General features: G+C 70.1%; 23 protein-coding genes and 1 pseudogene. 8 read left to right on the top strand and 16 right to left on the bottom strand.

Going from position 1 to position 19,861, the window contains the following annotated elements; genetic code table 11:
* Positions 1–3: 3 nt before the first annotated feature.
* Positions 4–459: a DUF2771 family protein gene (locus tag VM306_RS32400; RefSeq protein ID WP_325521610.1), complete on the top strand. Its 456-nt coding sequence runs from the start codon at positions 4–6 to the stop codon at positions 457–459.
* Here VM306_RS32400 and VM306_RS32395 read toward each other — a convergent pair.
* Both VM306_RS32395 and VM306_RS32390 read right to left on the bottom strand, forming a co-directional pair.
* Positions 456–1,043 carry an HD family hydrolase gene (locus tag VM306_RS32395; RefSeq protein ID WP_325521608.1) on the bottom strand — a complete coding sequence of 196 codons (588 nt, stop codon included), beginning with the start codon at positions 1,041–1,043 and terminating at the stop codon, positions 456–458. The two genes, VM306_RS32400 and VM306_RS32395, sit on opposite strands and share 4 nt — an antisense overlap.
* Before the next feature lie 13 nt (positions 1,044–1,056).
* Positions 1,057–1,446, bottom strand: coding sequence for a cold-shock protein (locus VM306_RS32390; RefSeq protein WP_325521606.1), 390 nt, complete (start codon positions 1,444–1,446; stop codon positions 1,057–1,059).
* Between the two features lie 136 nt (positions 1,447–1,582).
* Here VM306_RS32390 and VM306_RS32385 point away from each other — a divergent pair, with 136 nt between their 5' ends.
* A complete protein-coding gene (locus tag VM306_RS32385) occupies positions 1,583–1,786 on the top strand; it encodes a hypothetical protein (RefSeq protein ID WP_325521604.1) in 204 nt (67 codons plus the stop codon).
* Here VM306_RS32385 and VM306_RS32380 read toward each other — a convergent pair.
* Positions 1,758–2,375, bottom strand: a complete 618-nt coding sequence (locus tag VM306_RS32380; RefSeq protein ID WP_325521602.1) for an HAD family hydrolase — start codon at positions 2,373–2,375, stop codon at positions 1,758–1,760. The genes VM306_RS32385 and VM306_RS32380 overlap by 29 nt on opposite strands.
* Positions 2,376–2,427: 52 nt before the next feature.
* Here VM306_RS32380 and VM306_RS32375 point away from each other — a divergent pair, with 52 nt between their 5' ends.
* Positions 2,428–2,970, top strand: coding sequence for a TetR/AcrR family transcriptional regulator (locus VM306_RS32375; protein WP_325521600.1), 543 nt, complete (start codon positions 2,428–2,430; stop codon positions 2,968–2,970).
* Positions 2,971–3,076: 106 nt separating this feature from the next.
* On the opposite strand, the gene VM306_RS32370 is transcribed toward VM306_RS32375, so the two are convergent.
* The gene (locus VM306_RS32370) at positions 3,077–4,024 is read right to left on the bottom strand and encodes a Gfo/Idh/MocA family oxidoreductase (protein WP_325521598.1); all 948 of its coding nucleotides are present in this window, start codon (positions 4,022–4,024) and stop codon (positions 3,077–3,079) included.
* Positions 4,025–4,046: 22 nt separating this feature from the next.
* Here VM306_RS32370 and VM306_RS32365 point away from each other — a divergent pair, with 22 nt between their 5' ends.
* On the top strand, positions 4,047–4,421 hold the full coding sequence (locus VM306_RS32365; RefSeq protein WP_325521596.1) for a YccF domain-containing protein: 375 nt from the start codon (positions 4,047–4,049) through the stop codon (positions 4,419–4,421).
* Positions 4,422–4,427: 6 nt separating this feature from the next.
* Here the strand turns inward: VM306_RS32365 and VM306_RS32360 are convergent, their stop codons facing one another.
* From VM306_RS32360 to VM306_RS32345, 4 genes are read right to left on the bottom strand one after another with little or no spacing between them, the layout of a single operon-like run.
* On the bottom strand, positions 4,428–6,023 hold the full coding sequence (locus tag VM306_RS32360; RefSeq protein WP_325521594.1) for an AMP-binding protein: 1,596 nt from the start codon (positions 6,021–6,023) through the stop codon (positions 4,428–4,430).
* 14 nt (positions 6,024–6,037) lie between these two features.
* Positions 6,038–6,823 carry a metallophosphoesterase gene (locus VM306_RS32355; RefSeq protein ID WP_325521653.1) on the bottom strand — a complete coding sequence of 262 codons (786 nt, stop codon included), beginning with the start codon at positions 6,821–6,823 and terminating at the stop codon, positions 6,038–6,040.
* 53 nt (positions 6,824–6,876) lie between these two features.
* Positions 6,877–7,668, bottom strand: a complete 792-nt coding sequence (locus VM306_RS32350) for an HAD-IIA family hydrolase (RefSeq protein ID WP_325521592.1) — start codon at positions 7,666–7,668, stop codon at positions 6,877–6,879.
* Between the two features lie 4 nt (positions 7,669–7,672).
* Positions 7,673–8,119: a MarR family winged helix-turn-helix transcriptional regulator gene (locus tag VM306_RS32345; RefSeq protein WP_325521590.1), complete on the bottom strand. Its 447-nt coding sequence runs from the start codon at positions 8,117–8,119 to the stop codon at positions 7,673–7,675.
* A gap of 115 nt (positions 8,120–8,234) precedes the next feature.
* Here VM306_RS32345 and moaA point away from each other — a divergent pair, with 115 nt between their 5' ends.
* A complete protein-coding gene (moaA, locus tag VM306_RS32340) occupies positions 8,235–9,293 on the top strand; it encodes a GTP 3',8-cyclase MoaA (RefSeq protein ID WP_414672474.1) in 1,059 nt (352 codons plus the stop codon).
* Positions 9,290–9,568: a MoaD/ThiS family protein gene (locus VM306_RS32335; RefSeq protein ID WP_325521588.1), complete on the top strand. Its 279-nt coding sequence runs from the start codon at positions 9,290–9,292 to the stop codon at positions 9,566–9,568. The genes moaA and VM306_RS32335 overlap by 4 nt, the downstream gene beginning before the upstream one ends.
* On the opposite strand, the gene VM306_RS32330 is transcribed toward VM306_RS32335, so the two are convergent.
* The gene (locus VM306_RS32330; protein WP_325521586.1) at positions 9,532–11,979 is read right to left on the bottom strand and encodes an ATP-binding protein; all 2,448 of its coding nucleotides are present in this window, start codon (positions 11,977–11,979) and stop codon (positions 9,532–9,534) included. The genes VM306_RS32335 and VM306_RS32330 overlap by 37 nt on opposite strands.
* Positions 11,980–12,437: 458 nt before the next feature.
* Here VM306_RS32330 and VM306_RS32325 point away from each other — a divergent pair, with 458 nt between their 5' ends.
* Complete coding sequence (locus VM306_RS32325) at positions 12,438–13,094, top strand: transglycosylase family protein (protein ID WP_325521584.1); 657 nt, start codon at positions 12,438–12,440, stop codon at positions 13,092–13,094.
* A 473-nt stretch (positions 13,095–13,567) separates the two neighbouring features.
* Here VM306_RS32325 and VM306_RS32320 read toward each other — a convergent pair whose 3' ends face one another.
* The 5 genes from VM306_RS32320 to VM306_RS32300 all read right to left on the bottom strand — a co-directional run bounded on the left by VM306_RS32320 (position 13,568) and on the right by VM306_RS32300 (position 16,651).
* Positions 13,568–13,993 (bottom strand): molybdenum cofactor biosynthesis protein MoaE, encoded by a 426-nt coding sequence (locus tag VM306_RS32320; protein WP_325521582.1) that lies wholly within the window; start codon positions 13,991–13,993, stop codon positions 13,568–13,570.
* Entirely contained in the window at positions 13,990–14,460 is a 471-nt protein-coding gene (locus VM306_RS32315) for a MogA/MoaB family molybdenum cofactor biosynthesis protein (RefSeq protein WP_325521580.1), read from the bottom strand. Before VM306_RS32315 ends, VM306_RS32320 begins: the two co-directional genes overlap by 4 nt.
* Positions 14,457–14,930 carry a cyclic pyranopterin monophosphate synthase MoaC gene (moaC, locus tag VM306_RS32310; RefSeq protein ID WP_325521578.1) on the bottom strand — a complete coding sequence of 158 codons (474 nt, stop codon included), beginning with the start codon at positions 14,928–14,930 and terminating at the stop codon, positions 14,457–14,459. Before moaC ends, VM306_RS32315 begins: the two co-directional genes overlap by 4 nt.
* Before the next feature lie 37 nt (positions 14,931–14,967).
* Positions 14,968–16,350 (bottom strand): NAD-dependent malic enzyme, encoded by a 1,383-nt coding sequence (locus VM306_RS32305; protein WP_325521576.1) that lies wholly within the window; start codon positions 16,348–16,350, stop codon positions 14,968–14,970.
* A 106-nt stretch (positions 16,351–16,456) separates the two neighbouring features.
* Entirely contained in the window at positions 16,457–16,651 is a 195-nt protein-coding gene (locus VM306_RS32300) for a hypothetical protein (protein WP_325521574.1), read from the bottom strand.
* Positions 16,652–16,754: 103 nt separating this feature from the next.
* On the opposite strand from VM306_RS32300, the gene VM306_RS32295 reads away from it, so the two are divergent.
* The gene (locus tag VM306_RS32295) at positions 16,755–19,007 is read left to right on the top strand and encodes a helicase-associated domain-containing protein (RefSeq protein WP_325521572.1); all 2,253 of its coding nucleotides are present in this window, start codon (positions 16,755–16,757) and stop codon (positions 19,005–19,007) included.
* A gap of 163 nt (positions 19,008–19,170) precedes the next feature.
* Here the strand turns inward: VM306_RS32295 and VM306_RS32290 are convergent, their stop codons facing one another.
* Entirely contained in the window at positions 19,171–19,776 is a 606-nt protein-coding gene (locus tag VM306_RS32290; RefSeq protein WP_030470877.1) for a GTP-binding protein, read from the bottom strand.
* A pseudogene (locus tag VM306_RS32285) lies at positions 19,757–19,861 on the bottom strand (DUF742 domain-containing protein); the annotation flags it as partial. The gene VM306_RS32290 and the pseudogene VM306_RS32285, both read right to left, overlap by 20 nt.

The following is a 19,861-nucleotide window of genomic DNA, read 5'->3' as shown; positions in this document are numbered from 1 at the left end:
GACGTGCGTCGACTTGCTTGCGTGATGGCTGCCAGCGTTCTCGTGCTGACGGGGTGCTCGTTGCCCCGCCACCACCCCGAGGTCACGTTCTACGCGAACGGCAAGGCGATCCGGGTGGAGCCCGCGGTCTACTGCGACGTCAACGGCGACAACTGCGCCGAGCAGTCCCAGCCCGCGCAGCTCAGGGTCCCCGCGGGCAAGGTCGTGCAGATCTCGGTGGACGGTCAGCTCGCCGACGGCATCTGGGAGGCCGTCTTCCTCTACCGCGACTCCGCGGGCAGGGAGCAGACCACCGGCACCGGCCTGCTGGGCAAGGGCGAGAACTTCACCTACACCCTCGCCCTGCCGAACAAGACCGACCAGCTGATGGGCATCGAGATCCACGAGGCCGCCGCGGCGGTCCTGGAGACCGGTCAGCCGCTGCTGCGCGGCTACTGGGCCGTCGAGGTCACCGACTAACGTCGGCCGAACGCCTCCCACCACTCGCTGGGTGCGATCCGCAGGGCGCTGTCCATCAGCGCCTTGCCGGTGTCGGTGACCACCGAGCCCTGCATGGTCTGGATGAAGCGCTCCATCTTCGAGACGCCCGCGGCCTGGTACTCCCTGGCCTGCAGCAGCAGCTCGAGCTTGTCCGCGTCACGCGAGCAGCGCGCCTCCGGCGTGAAGTCGTAGCTGGTCTTCGCCGACTCGTGCTCGGCGACCAGCGCCTCGATGTGCGCGGCCAGCGGTGTGGGCAGGTGCTGGACCTGGTCCCTGGCGACGTCCTCCGGCGGCATCCGCACGTCGAGGTAGAGCTTGCCGACGTACGGGATGTCGCCGATGCGCGCCTCCGGCACGTCGTGGAAGAGCCCCAGGGTCGCGGCGCGGTCGGCGTTCGCGCCCTCCTGCACGGCGATCGCGTACGCCAGGACGCCCACCCGGAACGAGTGGGCGGCCACCGTCTCGGGGTTCTGCACCCCGGCGAAGAGCCACCCCGCTCTGGGCAGGCGTTTGAGCTGGCCGACCTCGTAGACGAACTCGACGATCCGATCCGCGTCAGACATGACGCCGATCCTTTTACGGATCGAGGTCCCGCGCCACCGCCCTGACGATCTCGGCGATGAGCTTCATGTTCTTCTTGTCCGACGGGTAGCGGCCGCGGCGCAGGTCGGGCTGCACCTTGTTCTCCAGCAGCTTGATCATGTCGTCGACCAGGCCGTGCAGCTCCTCCGCGGGACGGCGGCGGGCCTCGACGACGGACGGCGCGGGGTCGACCAGGCGCACGGACAGCGCCTGCGGCCCGCGGCGGCCCTCCGCCATGCCGAACTCGATGCGCTGGCCGGCCTTCAACCCGGTGACGCCAGGAGGCAACGCGGACTTGCGGACGTAGACGTCCTCGCCACCGTCCTGGGTGACGAACCCGAAGCCCTTCTCCGTGTCGTACCACTTGACCTTGCCGGTCGGCACCGCGCTCACCATTCCCTTGCTCTTGCACAACGAACGCGCCCCGGGGGCGTACCCAGGACGCGTCCCACCAGAGTAGCCAGAAGAGCAGGCGGAGGGCACCTCCGTTAGCGCGATCGATCCGCACTACCCTGGGGCCATGACCGCTCCGAGGCTGTTGCCGCTGGCCGTCGGCCTGTTCGCCGTGGGCGTGCTGGCGATCGCCGCGGTCTTCGTGCTGTTCGCCACCGGCCACAGCGACCTGCCGGTGTGGCTGAACGTCGCCGCCACCTACCTGCCGGCCGTCGGGCTGGCGCTCGGGATCATCGCGGTGGTCAGGCGATCACGCCAGAAGAGGTCCTGAGCCAGTCCGGGAACTCGCGCAGGTCCTCCAGCACGACGGCGGCACCCGCCTCGGCCAGCTCCGCCCGTGAGCAGGGCCCGGTGGCCACGCCGACGCCCAGCGCCCCGGCCGCCGCCGCCCCGTTCATGTCGCCGACGTGGTCTCCCACGTAGACCGCGGCACCGTGCAGCTTGAGCGACTCGGCCTTGCCCGTCGACCACAGCTCCCCGTAGAGGTGGTCGACCTCCCAGGCGAGAGCTTCCAGGTGCAGCGCGGCGTTCTTGCGGTACTTGCCGGTCACGACCATCGTCTGACCGCCCAGCTCCCGCACGCACCGCAACGCCGCCGCCGCGCCGGGCAGCGCGACCGTAGCCGGGATCACGACGTCCGGGTAGAGCGAGCGGAAGAGCGCGATCAGGTCGGGGACGTCCTCCTCGGACACGCCCATGTCGCGGTAGATCATGTCGAGGGGCGGGCCGAGGTTCGCCGCGAAGTGCTCACCGTCGAGGTCGTACCCGGTGCGCCGGCCCACCTCGTTCATGACGGCGGCCATGCCGGGTCTGGGGTCGATGAGGGTCATGTCCAGGTCGAAGCCAACGGTGAACGGCACGGAACCCGACTTTACGTCTTTACAGGAAACATAATCGTGTAAAGCTGGGTGGGTGAGCGACATCACTGAGCTCTTGCTGGAGGCGGCCGCCGACCTCCTGGCCACTCGTGGGTTCCACGGGCTGCGCATGATCGAGGTCGCCGGCCGCGCAGGGGTGAGCAGGCAGACCGTCTACAACGAGTTCGGCAACAAGGAGGGACTCGTCCAGGCCGTCGCGGCGCACAAGACGGAGGAGTACCTCACCGGGATCGTGACACGGCTCAAGGAGGACCCCGACCCGTGGACGGCGATGCGGTCGGCGTTCCGCTTCACCTTCGAGCAGACCGAGAAGGACCGGCTGGTCTCGGCCGTGCTGACCGGGCAGGACGCCGAGGACCTGCTGCCGTTCATCACGATCCGCGGCCACCCGATCCTGTTCCACGCGACCGAGGTCGTCGAGCAGCACCTCAGCGCCCACTTCCCCGGCAGGCACGTGCGGCTGACGGCGGAGACGACGGTGCGGCTCGCGCTGAGCCACCTGCTGATGCCGAGCGGCGACCTGGACAGCGCGATGGACGCCGTCGTCGGGGTCGCGAAGGCCACACTGGAGGCCTGATCACCCGATTGTCGCCATAGGGTGGCAGCAAGGGGTGGAGGTGTCCGCGACGTACGAGCACCCACTGGTTCGGGTGCTCGTACGTCGCGTGGGCCGCGGTGCCGGCCTACCTGTCGTAGGAGACGCCGAGCCGGCTCAGGACCTCCTCCATGATCCGCATGACGTCGAGCGTCGCGGACCACGGCATGTCGGAGTGCTCGAACCCGCCCTGGCCGACCCGGATCTCGACCTCGTGGATCTGGTGCCGGTACCCCATGTCCTCGGTCGTGTGCTCGACGCCGTTGACGACCACCCTGGTGGGGTTGTACATCGACTCGGGGATCTCGATCGAGCCCTCGGTGCCGGAGATCGAGGCCGCACACCCGAGGTCGGAGACCAGCGAGCTGCTCAGCAGGGCCTGCGCGCCGTTCTCGTACCCGAGCAGGACCGAGGCATCGGTGTCCACTCCGGACGGTGCGAGGCCGCCGTGCGCGGCGATGTGCGTGGGCGGGCCGAGGATCTGGTGCGCGAACGCGATCGGGTAGACGCCGAGGTCGAGCAGCGATCCACCGCCCGCCTCCCTGGCCCACAGCCGGTCGCCTGCGTCGAACGCGTGCCGGAAGCCGAAGTGCGCGCGAACGGTCCGCACCTCACCGATCTCACCGTCGCGGACGGCCTGGTGGACCTTGCGGATCAACGGGTTGAACCGCGTCCACATGCCCTCCATCAGGAACCGCTCGCGGAGGGCGGCCCGCTCGACCATCTCCTCGGCCTGCGCGACCGAGAGGCCGATGGGCTTCTCGCACAGCACGTGCTTGCCGGCGTCGAGCGCCGCGAGCGTGACCTCGTGGTGCTGGGCGTGCGGCGTGGCGACGTAGACGATCTCGACGTCCTGGTCGCGCAGCAGCTCGCGGTAGTCGCCGTACGCGCGCTTGATCCCGAACCTGTCGGCAAACGCTTGCGCCCTCGTGACGTCGCGCGAGGACACGGCGAGCACCTCGACGTCCGGGACCTTCAGCATGTCAGCGGTCACGGTCTGCGCGATGCCGCCTGTAGCGATCACACCCCACTTCATGCGATCAGCTTAGATTGGAGGCATGCGCCTCCTCCTGAACGTGATCTGGCTGGTGCTCGCCGGCTTCTGGATGGCCGTGGGCTACGCGGTCGCCGGGCTGGTCTGCTGCATCCTGGTCATCACGATCCCGTGGGGCGTCGCGTCGTTCCGCATCGCCAACTACGCGCTCTGGCCGTTCGGCCGCGAGGTCGTCGAGAAGCCGGGCGCGGGTACCGGGTCCCTGCTCGGCAACGTCATCTGGATCGTCGTCGCCGGCCTGTGGCTCGCGATCGGTCACATCGTCACGGGCATCGCGCTCTGCGTCACGATCATCGGCATCCCGCTGGGCGTCGCGAACTTCAAGCTGGTGAAGGTCTCGCTGGTGCCGCTGGGCAAGGAGATCGTCGACCTGCCCTGAGCCGCATCAGGCGTGCCGGGCGCTGTCGTCGAGGCCGAGCAGCTCCACCGACTTCGCCCGCATCTCCACCTTGCGGATCTTGCCGGTGACCGTCATCGGGAACTCCTCGACGACGTGCACGTACCGCGGGATCTTGTAGTGGGCGAGCTTCCCGCCGCAGAACTCGCGGACGGCCTCCGCGGTCAGCGGCGCCGCGCCCTCGCGCATGCGCACCCAGGCCATGAGCTCCTCGCCGTACCGGGCGTCGGGCACGCCGACCACCTGCGCGTCGAGCACGTCCGGGTGCGTGTAGAGGAACTCCTCGATCTCGCGCGGGTAGATGTTCTCTCCGCCGCGGATGACCATGTCCTTGATGCGGCCGGTGATGTTCACGTAGTCGTCGTCATCCATCACCGCGAGGTCGCCGGTGTGCATCCAGCCCGCGGGGTCCACCGCCTCCGCGGTCTTCTCCGGTTCGTCCCAGTAGCCGAGCATGACGGAGTAGCCGCGCGTGCACAGCTCCCCCGGCTCGCCGCGCGGGACCGTGAGGCCGGTCTCCGGGTCGACGATCTTCACCTCCAGGTGCGGCCCGACGCGGCCGACCGTCCCGACGCGACGGTCGAGCGAGTCGTCGACGCGCGTTTGCGTTGACACAGGGGAGGTTTCGGTCATGCCGTAGCAGATCGAGACCTCGCTCATGCCCATGCGGTCGACGACCTGCTTCATCACCTCGACCGGGCACGGCGAGCCCGCCATGATGCCGGTGCGCAACGACGACAGGTCGTAGCCGTCGATCAGGTCGAGCATCGCGATGAACATCGTCGGCACGCCGTAGAGCGACGTGCACGTCTCTTCTTGCACGGCCGCAAGGGATTTCGCCGGGTCGAACGCCGGCGCGGGGATCACGACGCACGCGCCGTGGCTGGTGGCCGCGAGGTTGCCCATGACCATGCCGAAGCAGTGGTAGAACGGCGGCACCACGCAGATGCGGTCGTTCTCGGTGTAGTCGACCAGCTCGCCGACGAAGTAGCCGTGGTTGAGGATGTTGTGGTGCGAGAGCGTCGCGCCCTTGGGGAAGCCCGTGGTGCCGGACGTGTACTGGATGTTGATCGGGTCGTCGCGGTCCAGCTCGACGTCCGGCAGTTCGTCGCCGGTCCACTGCGGGTCGTCGACGAAGACGACGTTCTTCACCGCATCACACCGCGGCCGGACCTCGTCGATCATGGCGGCGTAGTCCGAGGTCCTGAACGACCGCGCGGACACCAGCGTGTGGATGCCGGCCTGGTTCAGCACGTACTCCAGCTCGTGCACCCGGTACGCCGGGTTGACGTTGACCAGGATCGCGCCGATCCGGGCCGTCGCGTACTGCACGAACACCCACTCGGCGCAGTTCGGCGCCCAGATCCCGACCCGGTCGCCCTTGCGCACGCCGAGCGAGTGCAGCCCGGCGGCGACGCGGTCGACCTCCTCCGCGAGCTCCGCGTAGGTCCACCGGCGGTCGGTGGCCCTGTCGACGAGTGCCTCGCGGTCGCCGAAGCGCGCGACGGTCGCCGCGAAGTTCGCGTGGATCGTGTCGCCCAGCAGCGGGGCGGCGGAGGTGCCCGAGGAGTAGCTGGCGTTCATCCGCCAGACGGTAGTCAGGCTCCGGCGTATGGCAAGGGGACGACCAGGCACGGACCGCCGCTGTAGAGGCCCGCGTCGATCGCCAGCACCTTGCCGTCGGCGTACACCAGGGGCCCGTCGATCTGGTCCGGCGGCACCCCGAGCTGGTCGGCGATGACGCTGTGGCCGTGCACGACCTTGGTGCCGCCGAGGGTCGCGAGCAGCTCGTCCGCGATTTCAGGCCCCTGCGGACCGCGGAACGCGTAGCGCGTCGTCATCTTGCGCCAGCACTCCCACCAGTCGACGAGGTCGTCGCCCTTGAGCACCGTGCGGACGGCCTCGTTGACCTCCTCGATCGAGGACCCCCATTCGAGGTAGGCCACCGTGTCGGAGTGCATCATCAGGTGGTCGTCGCGCAGCGTCAGGACGGGCCTCGTCGTCAGCCACTCGACGTGGGCGTCGGTCAGCCGGTCCTGGTCGCTGCGCAGCCCGCCGTTGAGCAGCCAGCTGCGCGCGAACGACCGCGGCCCGAGGCTGTCCGGCACCTGCTCGTCGCCGAACCGGTACATGCCGAGCAGCAGGACCTCGTGGTTGCCGATCAACGAGTTGACCGAGCCACCGGTCTCGGCCGCCTCCTGGCCGAGCCGCATGACCAGATCGATCACACCGACGCCGTCGGGGCCGCGGTCGACGAAGTCGCCGAGGAACCACAGCTCCGCCTCACCGCCCGTCCAGTGCCCGTCCTCGTCGCACAGCTCCGCGACGTGCAGGGCCCTGGTCAGCTCAGCGAGATGTCCGTGCACGTCACCTACGACGTGCATCGGGCGTCGATCCGTGTCCACCTCCGCGACGATAGGTGATGCAGCCTCCCGCGTCAGTGGTCAGTCCAGTCGCCGAACGGGTCCGCAGAGTGACCGACGAGCTCGGCGATCGACTTGAGCACGCGCGTCGGGCGGTACGGGAACATCTCGGCGGTCTCGGCGGTGAAGACCCCGGACAGCACGAGGATGGTCGACAGGCCCGCCTCCAGGCCCGACCGCACGTCGGTGTCCATGCGGTCGCCGATCATCAGCGCCTGCTCGGAGTGCGAGCCGAGAGCGCGCAGGGCCGAGCGCATCATCAACGGGTTCGGCTTGCCGACGTAGTAGGGCGCACGGCCGGTGGCGCGCTCGATCAACGCCGCCACGGCGCCGGTGGCGGGCAGCGAGCCCTCACGCGACGGGCCGGTGGCGTCGGGGTTGGTCGCGATGAACTTCGCGCCCTCCTCGACCAGCCGGATGGCCTTGGTGATCGCGGTGAAGCTGTAGGTGCGGGTCTCGCCGAGCACCACGTAGTCCGGGTCGCGGTCGGTCAGCACGTAGCCGATCTCGTGCAGCGCGGTCGTGAGGCCGGCCTCGCCGATCACGAACGCCGAGCCGTTCGGGCGCTGCGAGTCGAGGAACTTGGCCGTGGCCAGCGCGGACGTCCAGATGGACGACTCCGGGATGTCCAGGCCGGTGCGCTGCAGGCGTGCCCGCAGGTCGCGTGGCGTGTAGATGGAGTTGTTCGTGAGCACGAGGAACGGGGTCTCCGAAGCGCGCAGCTCCGCCACGAACTCGTCGGCGCCGGGGATGAGGTGCTCCTCGTGCACGAGGACGCCGTCCATGTCCATCAAGTAGTGCCACATGGGTCTAAGTATCGATCACGCGCTTGCGAAACGTCGCGATCTGGAGCTTGAGATAACGCTCGATCACCTCGAGCTCGTCGTCGTCGAAGTGCCCGAGCACCTCGATCATGCTCTGCCGCGCGACCTCGAAGATCTGCCCGAACTTCTCGAGGTCACCCACCGCGACCTCGACCAACACCTTGCGTCGGTCGTGCGGGTCGCGGACACGCCGGACGTAACCGGCACGTTCCAGGCGGTCGATGACGCCCGTGACGGCACCGGTGGAGAGGCCGGACAGCTCGGCGATCCGGCCGGCGGTGACCGGCCCCTCCGCCCGCATGGCGAGATCGAGGCACTTCTCGTCGGTCGCGGACAGGCCCATCTGCCCGGCGACCTTCGTGTGGAACATGACGGTCTGAGCGCTCTGCTCCCGCATGTACCAGGTGAACCTCTCCAGCACTTCCGGTCTCATGTCGAACATCTTAGCCACTAAGACAATTCCTCGTGAGGGTGCTCCAAACGGGCGGAACGTGAGAAACCTCGTGCGTGGAGTCATCTGCAAGGGGTTGGTCATTAAGCTGGACAGGGTGACAGCAGTGGACCTGGGACTACCCATCGTGCGTGGCACTCCCGACGCGTCCGCGCGTCCGGACACGCCACTGCTCGTCGACAGGTTCGGCAGGGTGGCGAAGGACCTCCGGGTCTCGCTCACCGACCGCTGCAACCTCCGGTGCACCTACTGCATGCCCGCCGAGGGCCTCGACTGGCTGCGGAAGGACGAGCTGCTGACCGACGCCGAGCTGATCCGGCTGATGCGGATCGCCGTGGTCGACCTGGGCGTGACGGACATCCGGTTCACCGGCGGCGAGCCGCTGCTGCGGCGCGGCCTGGAGCAGGTCATCGCCGCGACGGCCGAGCTGGAACCCCGTCCGCGCATGTCGATGACCTCGAACGGCATCGGGCTCGCCCGGCGGGCGCGGTCGTTGAAGGACGCGGGCCTCGACCGGATCAACATCTCGCTCGACACCCTCGACCCCGACCGGTTCGCCACCCTGACCAGGCGCGACCGCATCACGGACGTGCTGGACGGCCTCGACGCCGCCCGCGAGGCCGGGCTGAAGCCGGTGAAGGTCAACTCCGTGCTGATGCGCGGCATGAACGAGGACGAGGCCGTCCCGCTGCTGCGGTTCTGCGTCGAGAACGGCTACCAGCTGCGGTTCATCGAGCAGATGCCGCTCGACGCACAGCACGGCTGGACGCGCACCGACATGGTCACGGCCGATGAGATCCTCACGAAGCTCTCGTCCGGGTTCACGCTGACCCCGTCCGAGGTCCCGCGCGGCGGCGCCCCCGCCGAACGCTGGCTGGTCGACGGCGGTCCGGCCGTCGTGGGCGTGATCGCATCGGTGACCAGGCCGTTCTGCGCCGCCTGCGACCGCACCCGGCTCACCTCGGACGGCCAGATCCGCAACTGCCTGTTCAGCCAGGGCGAGACCGACCTGCGCGCGCTGCTGCGCGACGGTTCTCCCGACGCCGCTATCGCCGACGCCTGGCGCGCCACGATGTGGGCCAAGGCCGCGGGGCACGGCATCAACGAGGCGGGCTTCTCGCAGCCCGACCGCCCCATGAGCGCGATCGGAGGATGACAGTGGTCTCTCCCGTGACGACCGCGGTCCAGGTCCGCTACTTCGCGGGCGCGCGAGCCGCGGCCGGGGTGGCCGAGGAGGACCTGCTCCTCGACACCGCGGAGCCGACCGTGGCGCTCGTGGTCAGCACCATCGCGGACCGGCACGGCGACCGGCTCGGCAAGGTCCTCGCGGCGTCGAGCTTCCTGCTCGACGGCGTGGCGGTGCGCGACACGTCGGTGCGCGTGCCCGCCGGGTCTCAGCTGGACGTGCTGCCGCCGTTCGCGGGCGGCTGAGCGAGCAGGTCCCGCTCCCAGAAGCGGCACTCCGTCTCGGCGGCCAGGTTCAGCCCTGACCGGGTGGCCTCGTCCGCGGCGGCGTGGTCGCCCATCGACCGCTGCACGCGGGCCAGCACCGCGAGCACCCGGACACCGCGGACCCGCATCTCCCCCTCCCTGGCCCGTTCGCGGGCGCGCAGGGCGATCCTCAGCGCCTCGCCCGGTTCCCCCGCCGCGTGGTGGTCGGCGGCGAGGCCCGCCAGCGCGTTGACCTCACCGCGCAGGTAGCCGTTCTTCAGGCTGATGCCCAACGCCTCGTCGTGCGCGCTCATGGCCTTGTCGACGTCGCCCAGCGCGCGGTAGATCTCGCCGAGCGTGTCGTAGCCGTCGCACTCGTCCTTGGAGCTGTTCGCCTCCTGGGCGTGCCGCAGCGCGTCGAGGGCGAACTCCAGGGCCTCCTCGGTGCGTCCGCGCACGAAGGAGAGGGCGGCGTGCGAGTCCAGGCCGGGGATGCGGCGGACCAGGCCGTGCGGGGCGACGGCGCGCAGGTCGTCCGCCTTGGCCAGGTACTCCTCGGCCAGGTCGTAGTCGCCGAGGAGCTGGCGCACCTCCACGATCGCGTTCAGCGCGAGGATGCGGCCGACCAGCAGGTCCTGCTCCTCCGCGATCTCCAAGGCCCTCGTGACGTGCGCGACCGAGATCGAGAGCGGCCCGAGGTCCAGGTACACGCCGCCGAGGTTGAACAGGACCGCCGGGTTGTCCGGTGACATCTCCAACGCCTCGCCGAGCAGCCGCGCGGCGGCGCGCAGGCGGCCCAGCTCCCAGTTGACGATGCCGCTGTTGATCAGCAGCGACGTCATCACCCGGTCGTCGCGGTGGACCCGCAGGACGTCGAGGGCCTTGCCGAACTCCTCGACGGCGTCGGCGAGGGTGCCGGTGCTCCAGTGGGCGAGGCCGAGGCTGCCGTGCATGACGGCCGTCGGCACCCGCGCGCCCGCCTGCCGGGCCGCGGCCAGGCCGGCCCTGGCCGCGGCGAACCAGTCGACGTGGTGGGCCTGGAAGTGGAAGTGGCCGCGCAGCATGTCGGTGAGCAACCAGGCGACCGGGTCGGCACCGGCCTGCTGGACGGCGGCGACGATGTTGGCCCGCTCGGCGTCGAGCCACGCGACGGCCGCAGCCTCGGAGTCCGGGTCGTGCCTCGGGAGGTCCTCCGCCAGCTCCGGCAGGTCCATCCGGAAGAACTCGCGGTTGAGCACGCGGGCGGCCGCCTCGGCGTTGAGGAGGTAGTAGTCGAAGAGGCGCCTGCGCGGGCTCGGGTCCTGCGTCAGGTGGACCGCGTACATGCGGAGCAGGTCGTGCAGGCTGTACCTGTTCCCGTTGCCGTGCACCAGGTTCGCGGCCACGAGCAGGCGCAGCGGCTCGTCCGCGCACTCGCCCAGCAGCGCGGTGGCGGCCTCGGCACCGAAGTCCTGGCCGGGAATCAGGCCGAGCAATCGGAACAACCGTTGCGCCTCGAGGGGTTGCGCCTTGTACGACAGGTCGAACGCGGCGTTGACGGCCGCGTCGCCCTCGATCTCCAGCGCGTCCAGCCGATCGTCGCCGCGGAGGTCGGCGAGGTAGTCGCTGATGTGCCCGGCCGCCACGTTCGCGGCCGCGATCCTCAGCGCCAGCGGGAGGTTCGCGCAGAGCCGCACCAGCTCCGCGCGGTCGTCCGGCGACCCGGTGATCCGCATCCGCGCGAGGAGCTCCTGCGCCTCGTCGTCCGCGAACACGGCCAGCCGGATCTGCTCGTGCTCTGCCAGGTCCGTCCGGCTGGTGACGAGCACCCGGCACCTCTCCCCCGACGGCAGCAGCGGCCCGACCAGGTCGCCGGTGGCGTTGTCGACCACCACGAGCACGGCGCGGTCCGCCGTCATCCGCCGGAACAGCTCGACCTGCGCGTCGAGGTCGACCGGGACCTCCTCGGCCCCGAGCGCGCGCAGGAACCGGTGCAGCGCCTGGTGCGGCGTCATCGCGGTGGCGCTGTCGAACGCGTGGAGGTTCACGTACAGCTGCCCGTCGGGAAAGCGCTCGCTCAGCCGGTGCGCGACGTGGACGGCGAGCGAGGTCTTGCCGACACCCGGCGGCCCGGTGATGGCGAGCACCGGCGCGGTGCTGCCGAGCGCGGCGGCGATCTCCCCGGTCCTGCCGACGAAGTCCGGCAGGTCGGCGGGCAGCTGGTGCGGCCCCGGCTTGCGCAGGACGAGCCGGTAGCCACCGGGCTCGGTGATGACCTGCTCGGTGGCGCGCAGCCGCTGCACGAGGTTGCGCAACGCCTGCTTCGGGTTCGCGGGCCGCTCGTCACCCCAGACCGCGTCGATCAGCTCGCCGAACGCCACGGCCTGACCGGGCTTGGCGGCCAGCGCCTGCCGCAGCGCGTCGATTTTCACATCTCCACATCATGGCCACACGACCACTGCGGCGACCAGGGTTTCGCACATGCCGGCGAAGGCCGGTCGAAGCCGTTCGACACGTCCACGATCGGCCGAACAAGCGTGAGCCACGCCTCACTTTCCGTGATAGATCTCGGCCGATCTCAAGATGGAAACGAACCGGTAACGACACCTTTGAGCTGCGGTTTCACCGTCTCCAACCAACTTGGCGGAACGTTACAGTGATACGGGTCACGTAGCCAAACATTTGGCGAGCCCGCTTTCGGTTACGTACGGTCGCTTCTCGGCTGGCCCCGACCAGTCACGAGCACGACCGGAGGACCACGCATCGAACCCAGTCCGAGGGTTCTCCGGAACACACCCCGAGCGAGAGAAACCGCCGGACTGGGACGCAGGGACGTACCGGGCCCCGAACCCGAGTTCCTGCCCGCAGATGCGGGTGGACCGAGAGGCACATGGCTTTCAACCGAGGCAAGCAGGGCAAGCACGGCAAGCAGGGCTCCGCCGCTCGCACTATCGCCAAGGTCGCGGCTGTCGGCATCATCGCCGGCGCCCCTCTGGGCATGGCCGTTGGCACCGCCGGCGCCGCCCCTGGAATGGACTGGGACGCACTCGCGCAGTGCGAGGCCAGCGGCAACTGGGCCGCCAACACCGGCAACGGCTTCTACGGCGGCCTTCAGTTCACGCAACAGACGTGGAACGGCCACGGCGGCGTCGGCAACCCGGCCAACGCGTCCCGTGAGCAGCAGATCGCGGTAGCGGAGCGCGTGCTCCAGTCGCAGGGCCCCGGCGCGTGGCCGGCCTGCAGCGCCAAGCTCGGCGCCTACAAGGGCAAGACCGCCCCGGCCCCGCAGCAGCAGCAGCCGCAGCGCAAGGTGCAGCCGCAGCAGCAGCGCACGGCCGCCGCGCCGGTGCAGCAGGCCCCGGTCGTAGTGGTGGCGGGCTCGACCTCGAACCCGAACGGCAACTACGAGATCAAGGCCGGCGACACGCTGTCCAAGATCGCCGAGGCCAACAAGGTCGAGGGCGGCTACCAGGCCATCGTGGAGAAGAACAAGGGCTTCATCACGAACCCCGACCTGATCTTCCCTGGCCACAAGATCCAGATCTGATCTGGACCGGCCGCACGAACCGCAGTCCCGCAACAGTGGACTGATGCACGACCAGGGACCTCGCCGCACCCCCCGGCGGTGAGGTCCCTGCTTGCATTCCGGGCACGGGCAACACGCACGGGAACGCGCAGGAGCAACGGAAAACGAGCCGCCACCCTGCCGCGCAGGCCAACGGCGAAGCCAAGGCACACCCGAAACCGCGATGCGAAGCGAGCCGGACAGCCCTGTGAACCGCTGGGAAGCGGTGTACTCCAACGCTTTTGCGATTGGGGCTTGACTTGGGTGCGAGGTGCTACCTTGCCGGGAGCGGGCGGGTGCGGAGCGTCCGGCCTTGTCCGCCCGATGAAGCGCCTCGCAAAGGCCCCGAAGTCAAGCCCCGATCGCTATCGACGCGAAGCGGATGAACCCCGCAGCGTCGTCCAGGTCTGCACGACCACGCTGGAACCGCAACAAACCACGGCCCAAGGTGACCCTCAGGGACAGTTGACCCACTCGTCAGCACCGTCCGAGAAAACCTGCCGCTTCCACACAGGCAACCGAGCCTTGACCTCGTCCACCAGGTCGGCACACAAAGAAAATGCCTCCCCCCGGTGCTCAGCAGCCACCGCGCAGGCCAGCGCCACATCCCCGATCTTCAACGGCCCGACCCGGTGCGAGACAGCAATCCCGTGCACCCCGGTGTACTTGGAAGCCAACGAGGCGACAACCTCAGCCACGACATCCGAAGCGGACGGGTGCGAGTGGTACTCCAACTCCAGCACCGACCGCCCACCGTCGTGATCCCGCACCACCCCGGAGAAGGTGACAACAGCCCCGGCCCGGTCGGAAGCCACCAGATCAGCGTGCTCAGACACCGACAACGGCTCCTCGGTGACAAGGGCCCGCAGCACCACGCTCACCTGTGGTCACCTCCACGCAGTTGGTCGAGCGCATGCTCCAACACGGACGAAAGCACGTCCAGCCCGTCCCGGACCCCACCGGTGGACCCTGGCAGGTTGACGATCAACGTCCGCCCAGCCACCCCGGCCACACCACGCGACAACACAGAACCGGGAACCCGCGGCCACCCGGACATCCTGATGACGTCGGCCAGCCCGGGGATCTCGAAGTCCAGCACCGCCCGAGTCATCTCAGGCGTGCGGTCGGTAGGGCTGATACCGGTACCACCGGTGGTCAGAGCCAGATCGGCACCGGACGCCACCGCCGAGACCAGGGCCTCGCGAACCGGTTCCCCATCCGGCACGACGACCGGATCAGAGACCGAGAACCCGCGCTCACCAAGCCAGGAGACGATGATCGGACCGCTGCGATCGGAGTAGACCCCGGCCGAGGCGCGGTGGGAAGCCGTGATCACCACTGCCTTCACGGGCGCACCCACAGTCCGGACTTGCCGCCTTCCTTGCGCTCCACCCGCACCGCGTCCAGGGAGGCGGCCGGGTCGACCGACTTCACCATGTCGTGCAGGGTCAGGCCGGCCACCGAGACGGCGGTCAGCGCCTCCATCTCGACGCCCGTGCGGTCGGTGGTGCGGACGGTGGCCGTGATCAGGACCGAGTCCTCTGCCAGGGCCAGGTCCACCACCACCGACGACAGGGCGATCGGGTGGCACAGCGGCACGAGCTCCGAGGTGCGCTTCGCCGCCATGATGCCGGCGATGCGGGACGTCGCCAGTGCGTCGCCCTTGGGCAGGCCGTCGGAGCCCAGCAGCGCGACCACCTCGGCTGTCGTGTGCAGGACCCCGGTGGCAACCGCCGTGCGGGTGGTCTGCTCCTTGCCGGAGACGTCGACCATGCGGGCCGCGCCTTGGGAGTCCAGGTGGGTGAACTGCTTGGTCATACCGCGATCGTAGGCCCGCCCACGGGCACGTGGTGCGCTACGCGGTCGCGGCCTTGCGGACCGCCTCGGCCACCGCGGGGGCCACGGTGTTGTCGAAGACCGACGGGACGATGAACGACGCGTTCAGGCGGTCTCCGTCCACCACGTCGGCGATGGCGGCGGCGGCGGCCAGCAGCATCGCGTCGGTGATGGTCCTGGCGTGCGCGTCCAGCAGGCCGCGGAACACGCCGGGGAACGCCAGCACGTTGTTGATCTGGTTCGGGAAGTCCGAACGGCCGGTCGCCACGACGGCGGCGTGCTGCTGGGCCTCCATCGGGTCGATCTCCGGGTCCGGGTTGGCCAGGGCGAACACGATGGCGTCCTTGGCCATCGTGGCGACCTGGTCGGCGCCGAAGAGGTTGGGGGCCGAGACGCCGATGAACACGTCGGAGCCGACCAGCGCGTCGTGCAGGCGGCCGGACTGGTTGTCCTTGTTCGTGGACGCGGCGATGGACTTCAGGTTCGAGTCCAGGCCGGGGCGGTCGCGGTGCACGATGCCGTCGACGTCGACGGCGATGATGTCGCCCGGCGTCTGGGCCTGCAGCAGGCGGATGATCGCGGAACCGGCCGCGCCGACGCCGCAGACCGTGATGCGGCAGTCCTTGATGTCCTTGTTCACGACGCGCAAAGCGTTGCGCAGGGCCGCGACGACGACGATCGCCGTGCCGTGCTGGTCGTCGTGGAAGACCGGGATGTCGAGCTTCTCGCGCAGGCGGGCCTCGATCTCGAAGCAGCGCGGCGCGGAGATGTCCTCGAGGTTGATGCCGCCGTACACGGGGGCGATGAGCTCGACCGCGCGGATGATCTCCTCGGTGTCCTGGGTGTCCAGGCAGACCGGCCAGGCGTCGACGCCCGCGAACTTCTTGAACAGCGCGGCCTTGCCCTCCATCACGGGCAGGGCGGCGGCGGGGCCGAGGTTGCCGAGACCGAGCACGGCGGAGCCGTCGGTGACGACCGCGACGGTGTTGCGCTTGATCGTCAGGCGGCGCGCGTCGTCCGGGTTCTTGGCGATCGCCTCGCAGACCCGCGCGACACCCGGCGTGTAGGCGCGGGAGAGGTCGTCTCGGTTGCGCAGCGGCACCTTCGACGCGATCTCGATCTTGCCGCCGAGGTGCACGAGGAACGTGCGGTCCGACACCTTGCGGACGACGATGCCGGGCAGCGTCTCCAGCGTGTCGGTGATGTCCTTGGCGTGGTTCGCGGAGAGCGCGTTGCACGTGAGGTCGATGACGACGCGGTCGTTGTGCGACTCCACGACGTCGAACGCCGTGATCACTCCGCCCGCGCGGCCGACGGCCGAGGTGAGGTCACCCGCGGCGCTCGCTGACGGCGGCGCCTCCAGACGAACGGTGATCGAGTAACCAGGGCCGGGGACCGGCATCGTCTTCCTCCCACGCAGTGCTGCTCAAGCGGGAAGTGAGCCTATCCCCGGGCCCATTGCGGTACTCACGCGACTCGGCAGTCTTAAGACCGCCCTGACAGTCCGATCAGGACAGCTCGGACTTGTTGATCTCGGTCACCGGGTGCGTGTAGCCGAGGTCCTCGACCGGCAGCGGGAACGTCACCGTGCCGAACGGGGAGAGCGCACCCTGCACGTCACTGGTCAGTTCAGTGACGGGGTGGCCGCCGTCGGGGCCCTCCGGCCAGTGCGGGTCGACCCGTCCAGGGCGTCCTTTCGCCACGTTCTCCTCCTCGGTGGTGCCGATGACGCGACAAGTGTGACAGACCTGGTTTTCTCCTCCGGGCGACGATGGGATGAGGGCCGACCCATATACCGTGGTGAGAATGTCCGGCACCACTCTCGCCGACTGGCTGCGCGCCCAGGACGACGACGCACTCGTCGCACTGCTGCGCGCGCGTCCTGACCTGGCAACGCCCCCACCTGCCGATATGTCCGTGCTCGCGACACGGGTCGGCACCAGGGCGTCGATCGCGCGCGCCTGCGAGGACCTCGACACGTTCACGCTCGCGGTGCTCGAAGGCCTGGTCGTCCAGGGTGCGGACGCCGAGCCCGTGGCGTTGGCCACACTCGCCGGGCTGCTCGGGCCCGACGTGAAGCCCAAGCCGCTCCGGCAGGCCGTGGCGAGGCTGAGGTCGCTCGCGCTCGCGTGGGGCGACGACGAGCTGTCGGTCCCGCCGGTCACGCGCGAGGCGTTCGGCTCGTTCCCCGGCGGCCTGGGCCGCGGGACGGGGCAGACCTACGACCTCAGCGGCCTCTCCGAGGGCGAGGAGCGCGTCCTGCGCAAGCTCGCCGCCGGACCGCCGATCGGCGACACCAAGGACGCCTCCCGCGTCGTGCCGCTGGAGAAGGCCGAGACGCCCGTCCAACGGCTGCTCGCCCGCGGTCTGCTGCTGCGGCGCGACCCCGGCACCGTCGAGCTGCCGCGGGAGATCGCGTTCGACCTGCGCGGCGCGCGCCCGCTGGGCCCGATCCAGGTCACCGAGCCCAGGCCGAAGACCACCGTCCTGCAGCAGAGCAGCATCGACGCCACGGGCGGCGGCGAGGCCCTGGAGCTCGTCCGGCACGTCGAGAACCTGATCGCGAGCTGGTCCGCGGAACCGCCACCGGTGCTGCGCACGGGCGGCCTGGGCGTGCGCGAGCTGCGCAAGGCCGCCAAGGACCTGAACGTCGACGAACAGCGCGCCGCCCTGCTGATCGAGCTCGTCGTCGGCGCGGACCTGGCCGCGAACACCGAGGCCGCCGAGCCCGAGTGGGTGCCGACGACCAAGGCCGACGTGTGGCTCGCCGCGACCGCCGAGGTCCGCTGGGCGACGGTCGCGCACGCCTGGCTGGAGCTGCCGAGGCTGCCCGCGCTGGTCGGCCGCCGCGACGAGAAGGACAGGCTCTTCACCCCCCTCACGGACGAGATCCGCCGCGTCCAGGCGCCGCGCGACCGCCGCTGGGTCCTGGAGACGCTCGCCGCGTTCCCCAAGGGCACCACGATCACGAACCCGGCCGACCTGGCCGCGTTGCTCGGCTGGCGGGCGCCGCGCCGCGGTGGCAGGCAACGCGACGAGCTGGTGCGCTGGACCGTCGAGGAGGGCACCGCGGTGGGCGTGCTCGCCCTCGGCGGGATCACCAGCGCCGGCCGCGTGCTGCTCGACGAGGGCCCCGGCCACGCCGCCAAGACCCTCGGCGAGGCGCTGCCGGCACTGCTCGACCACGTGCTGGTGCAGGCCGACCTCACCGTCGTCGCCCCCGGCAGGCTCGAACCGGACCTCGCGGACGAGATGGCCCTGGTCGCGGACGTCGAGTCGGCGGGCAGCGCGACCGTCTACCGGATCGGCGAGGCCACGGTCCGTCGTGCGCTCGACTCCGGCCGCACCGCCGACGACCTGCACGAACTCTTCAAGACGCGCTCGCGCACGCCGGTGCCGCAGTCGTTGACGTACCTGATCGACGACGCCGCCCGGCGCCACGGCCGGCTGCGCGGTGGCGCCGCGGGCTCGTTCCTGCGCTGCGACGACCAGGTGCTGGTCAGCGAGGTCCTCGCGCACCCGGAGGCCACCCGGCTGGAGCTGCGCCGGATCGCGCCGACGGTGCTCGTGAGCCCGTTGCCGCTGGCGGACGTGCTGGACGGGCTGCGGTCCGCCGGCTTCTCCCCCGCCGCGGAGGGTCCCGACGGCCAGGTCCTCGACCTGCGGCCGGGCGGGCGCAGGACCACGCCGAGGCAGCGGTCGGCGCGCAAACCGGCGTCACCGGCCGTGCTCGCCGAGGAGCGGCTGGGCGAGTTCGTCAGGCTGGTGCGGGCGGGAGACCGTGCCGCGGCGACGCCACGGGGTGAACGGATCGCCGTTCCCGGCCATCTCGGCGCCGGTCCGTCGGCGACCCTGTCGCTGCTGCAGCAGGCCGCACGGGCGCGGCGCAGGGTGCTGGTCGGCTTCGTCGACTCCCACGGCACGGCGGCGCAGCGCGTGATCGAGCCGCACGTGGTCGGCGGGGGCGTGCTGGAGGGCTACGACCACAGCTACGGCGAGGTGCTGAGGTTCCCGCTCCACCGCGTCACGTCCGCCGCGTTGGTGGACGACGAGGCCTGACGGGCCTGTCGTCGAGGCGTACCGGTGTCGGGCCCCTGTGACAGGAGCCCGGATCACCGCGGCGCCGGGACCAACCGGGCCGGAACGCGACGACGAGGCGAGCGCCGCACCCGGAAGGTGGCGCTCGCCTCGTCGTACGTCTGCAGCTGTGCCCGGCGAGAGGTCAGCCCGCGCGGACGGACATCCACTGGCGCATGGCGTGCTCGACCAGTGTGATGAGCGTCTGCTTCGTGGACTGACGGTTCCGCGCGTCGCACGTCACGATCGGCACCGATTCGTCGATCGTCAACGCCTCGCGCACGTCCTCCAGCCTGTGGTGCAGGAGGCCGTCGAAGCAGTTGACGCCGACGACGTACGGCAGCTGCCGGTCGTCGAAGAAGTCGATCGAGGCGAACGCGTCCGCGAGCCTGCGGGTGTCGACCAGCACGATGGCGCCGATGGCACCACGCACGAGGTCGTCCCACATGAACCAGAAGCGGTGCTGACCCGGTGTACCGAAGAGGTACAGGATCAGGTCGCTGTCGAGCGACACGCGGCCGAAGTCCATCGCGACCGTCGTGGTGACCTTGTTCGGCGTGGCGGAGAGGTCGTCCACCCCCGCGCTGGCCTCGGTCATCACCGCCTCGGTGGTCAACGGGACGATCTCGGACACCGAGCCGACGAACGTCGTCTTGCCCACACCGAAGCCACCCGCCACCACGATCTTGGCGGACGTCGTCGGCTTCCGTGCGCCCTCGGCGCCCTGGGGACTAGAGCCTGCGAAGCCCACTGAGCACCCTCTCCAGGAATTCCATGGAAGGCCGGTCCCCCACGACCAGACCGCCCTGGTGAATCAAAACCAATCCCATGCTTGC

This window comes from Lentzea sp., from assembly GCF_035525475.1.
Lineage (GTDB): Bacteria > Actinomycetota > Actinomycetes > Mycobacteriales > Pseudonocardiaceae > Lentzea.
Note: the sequence above shows the minus strand (reverse complement) of the source record. Positions and strands in the feature narration are given on the sequence as shown.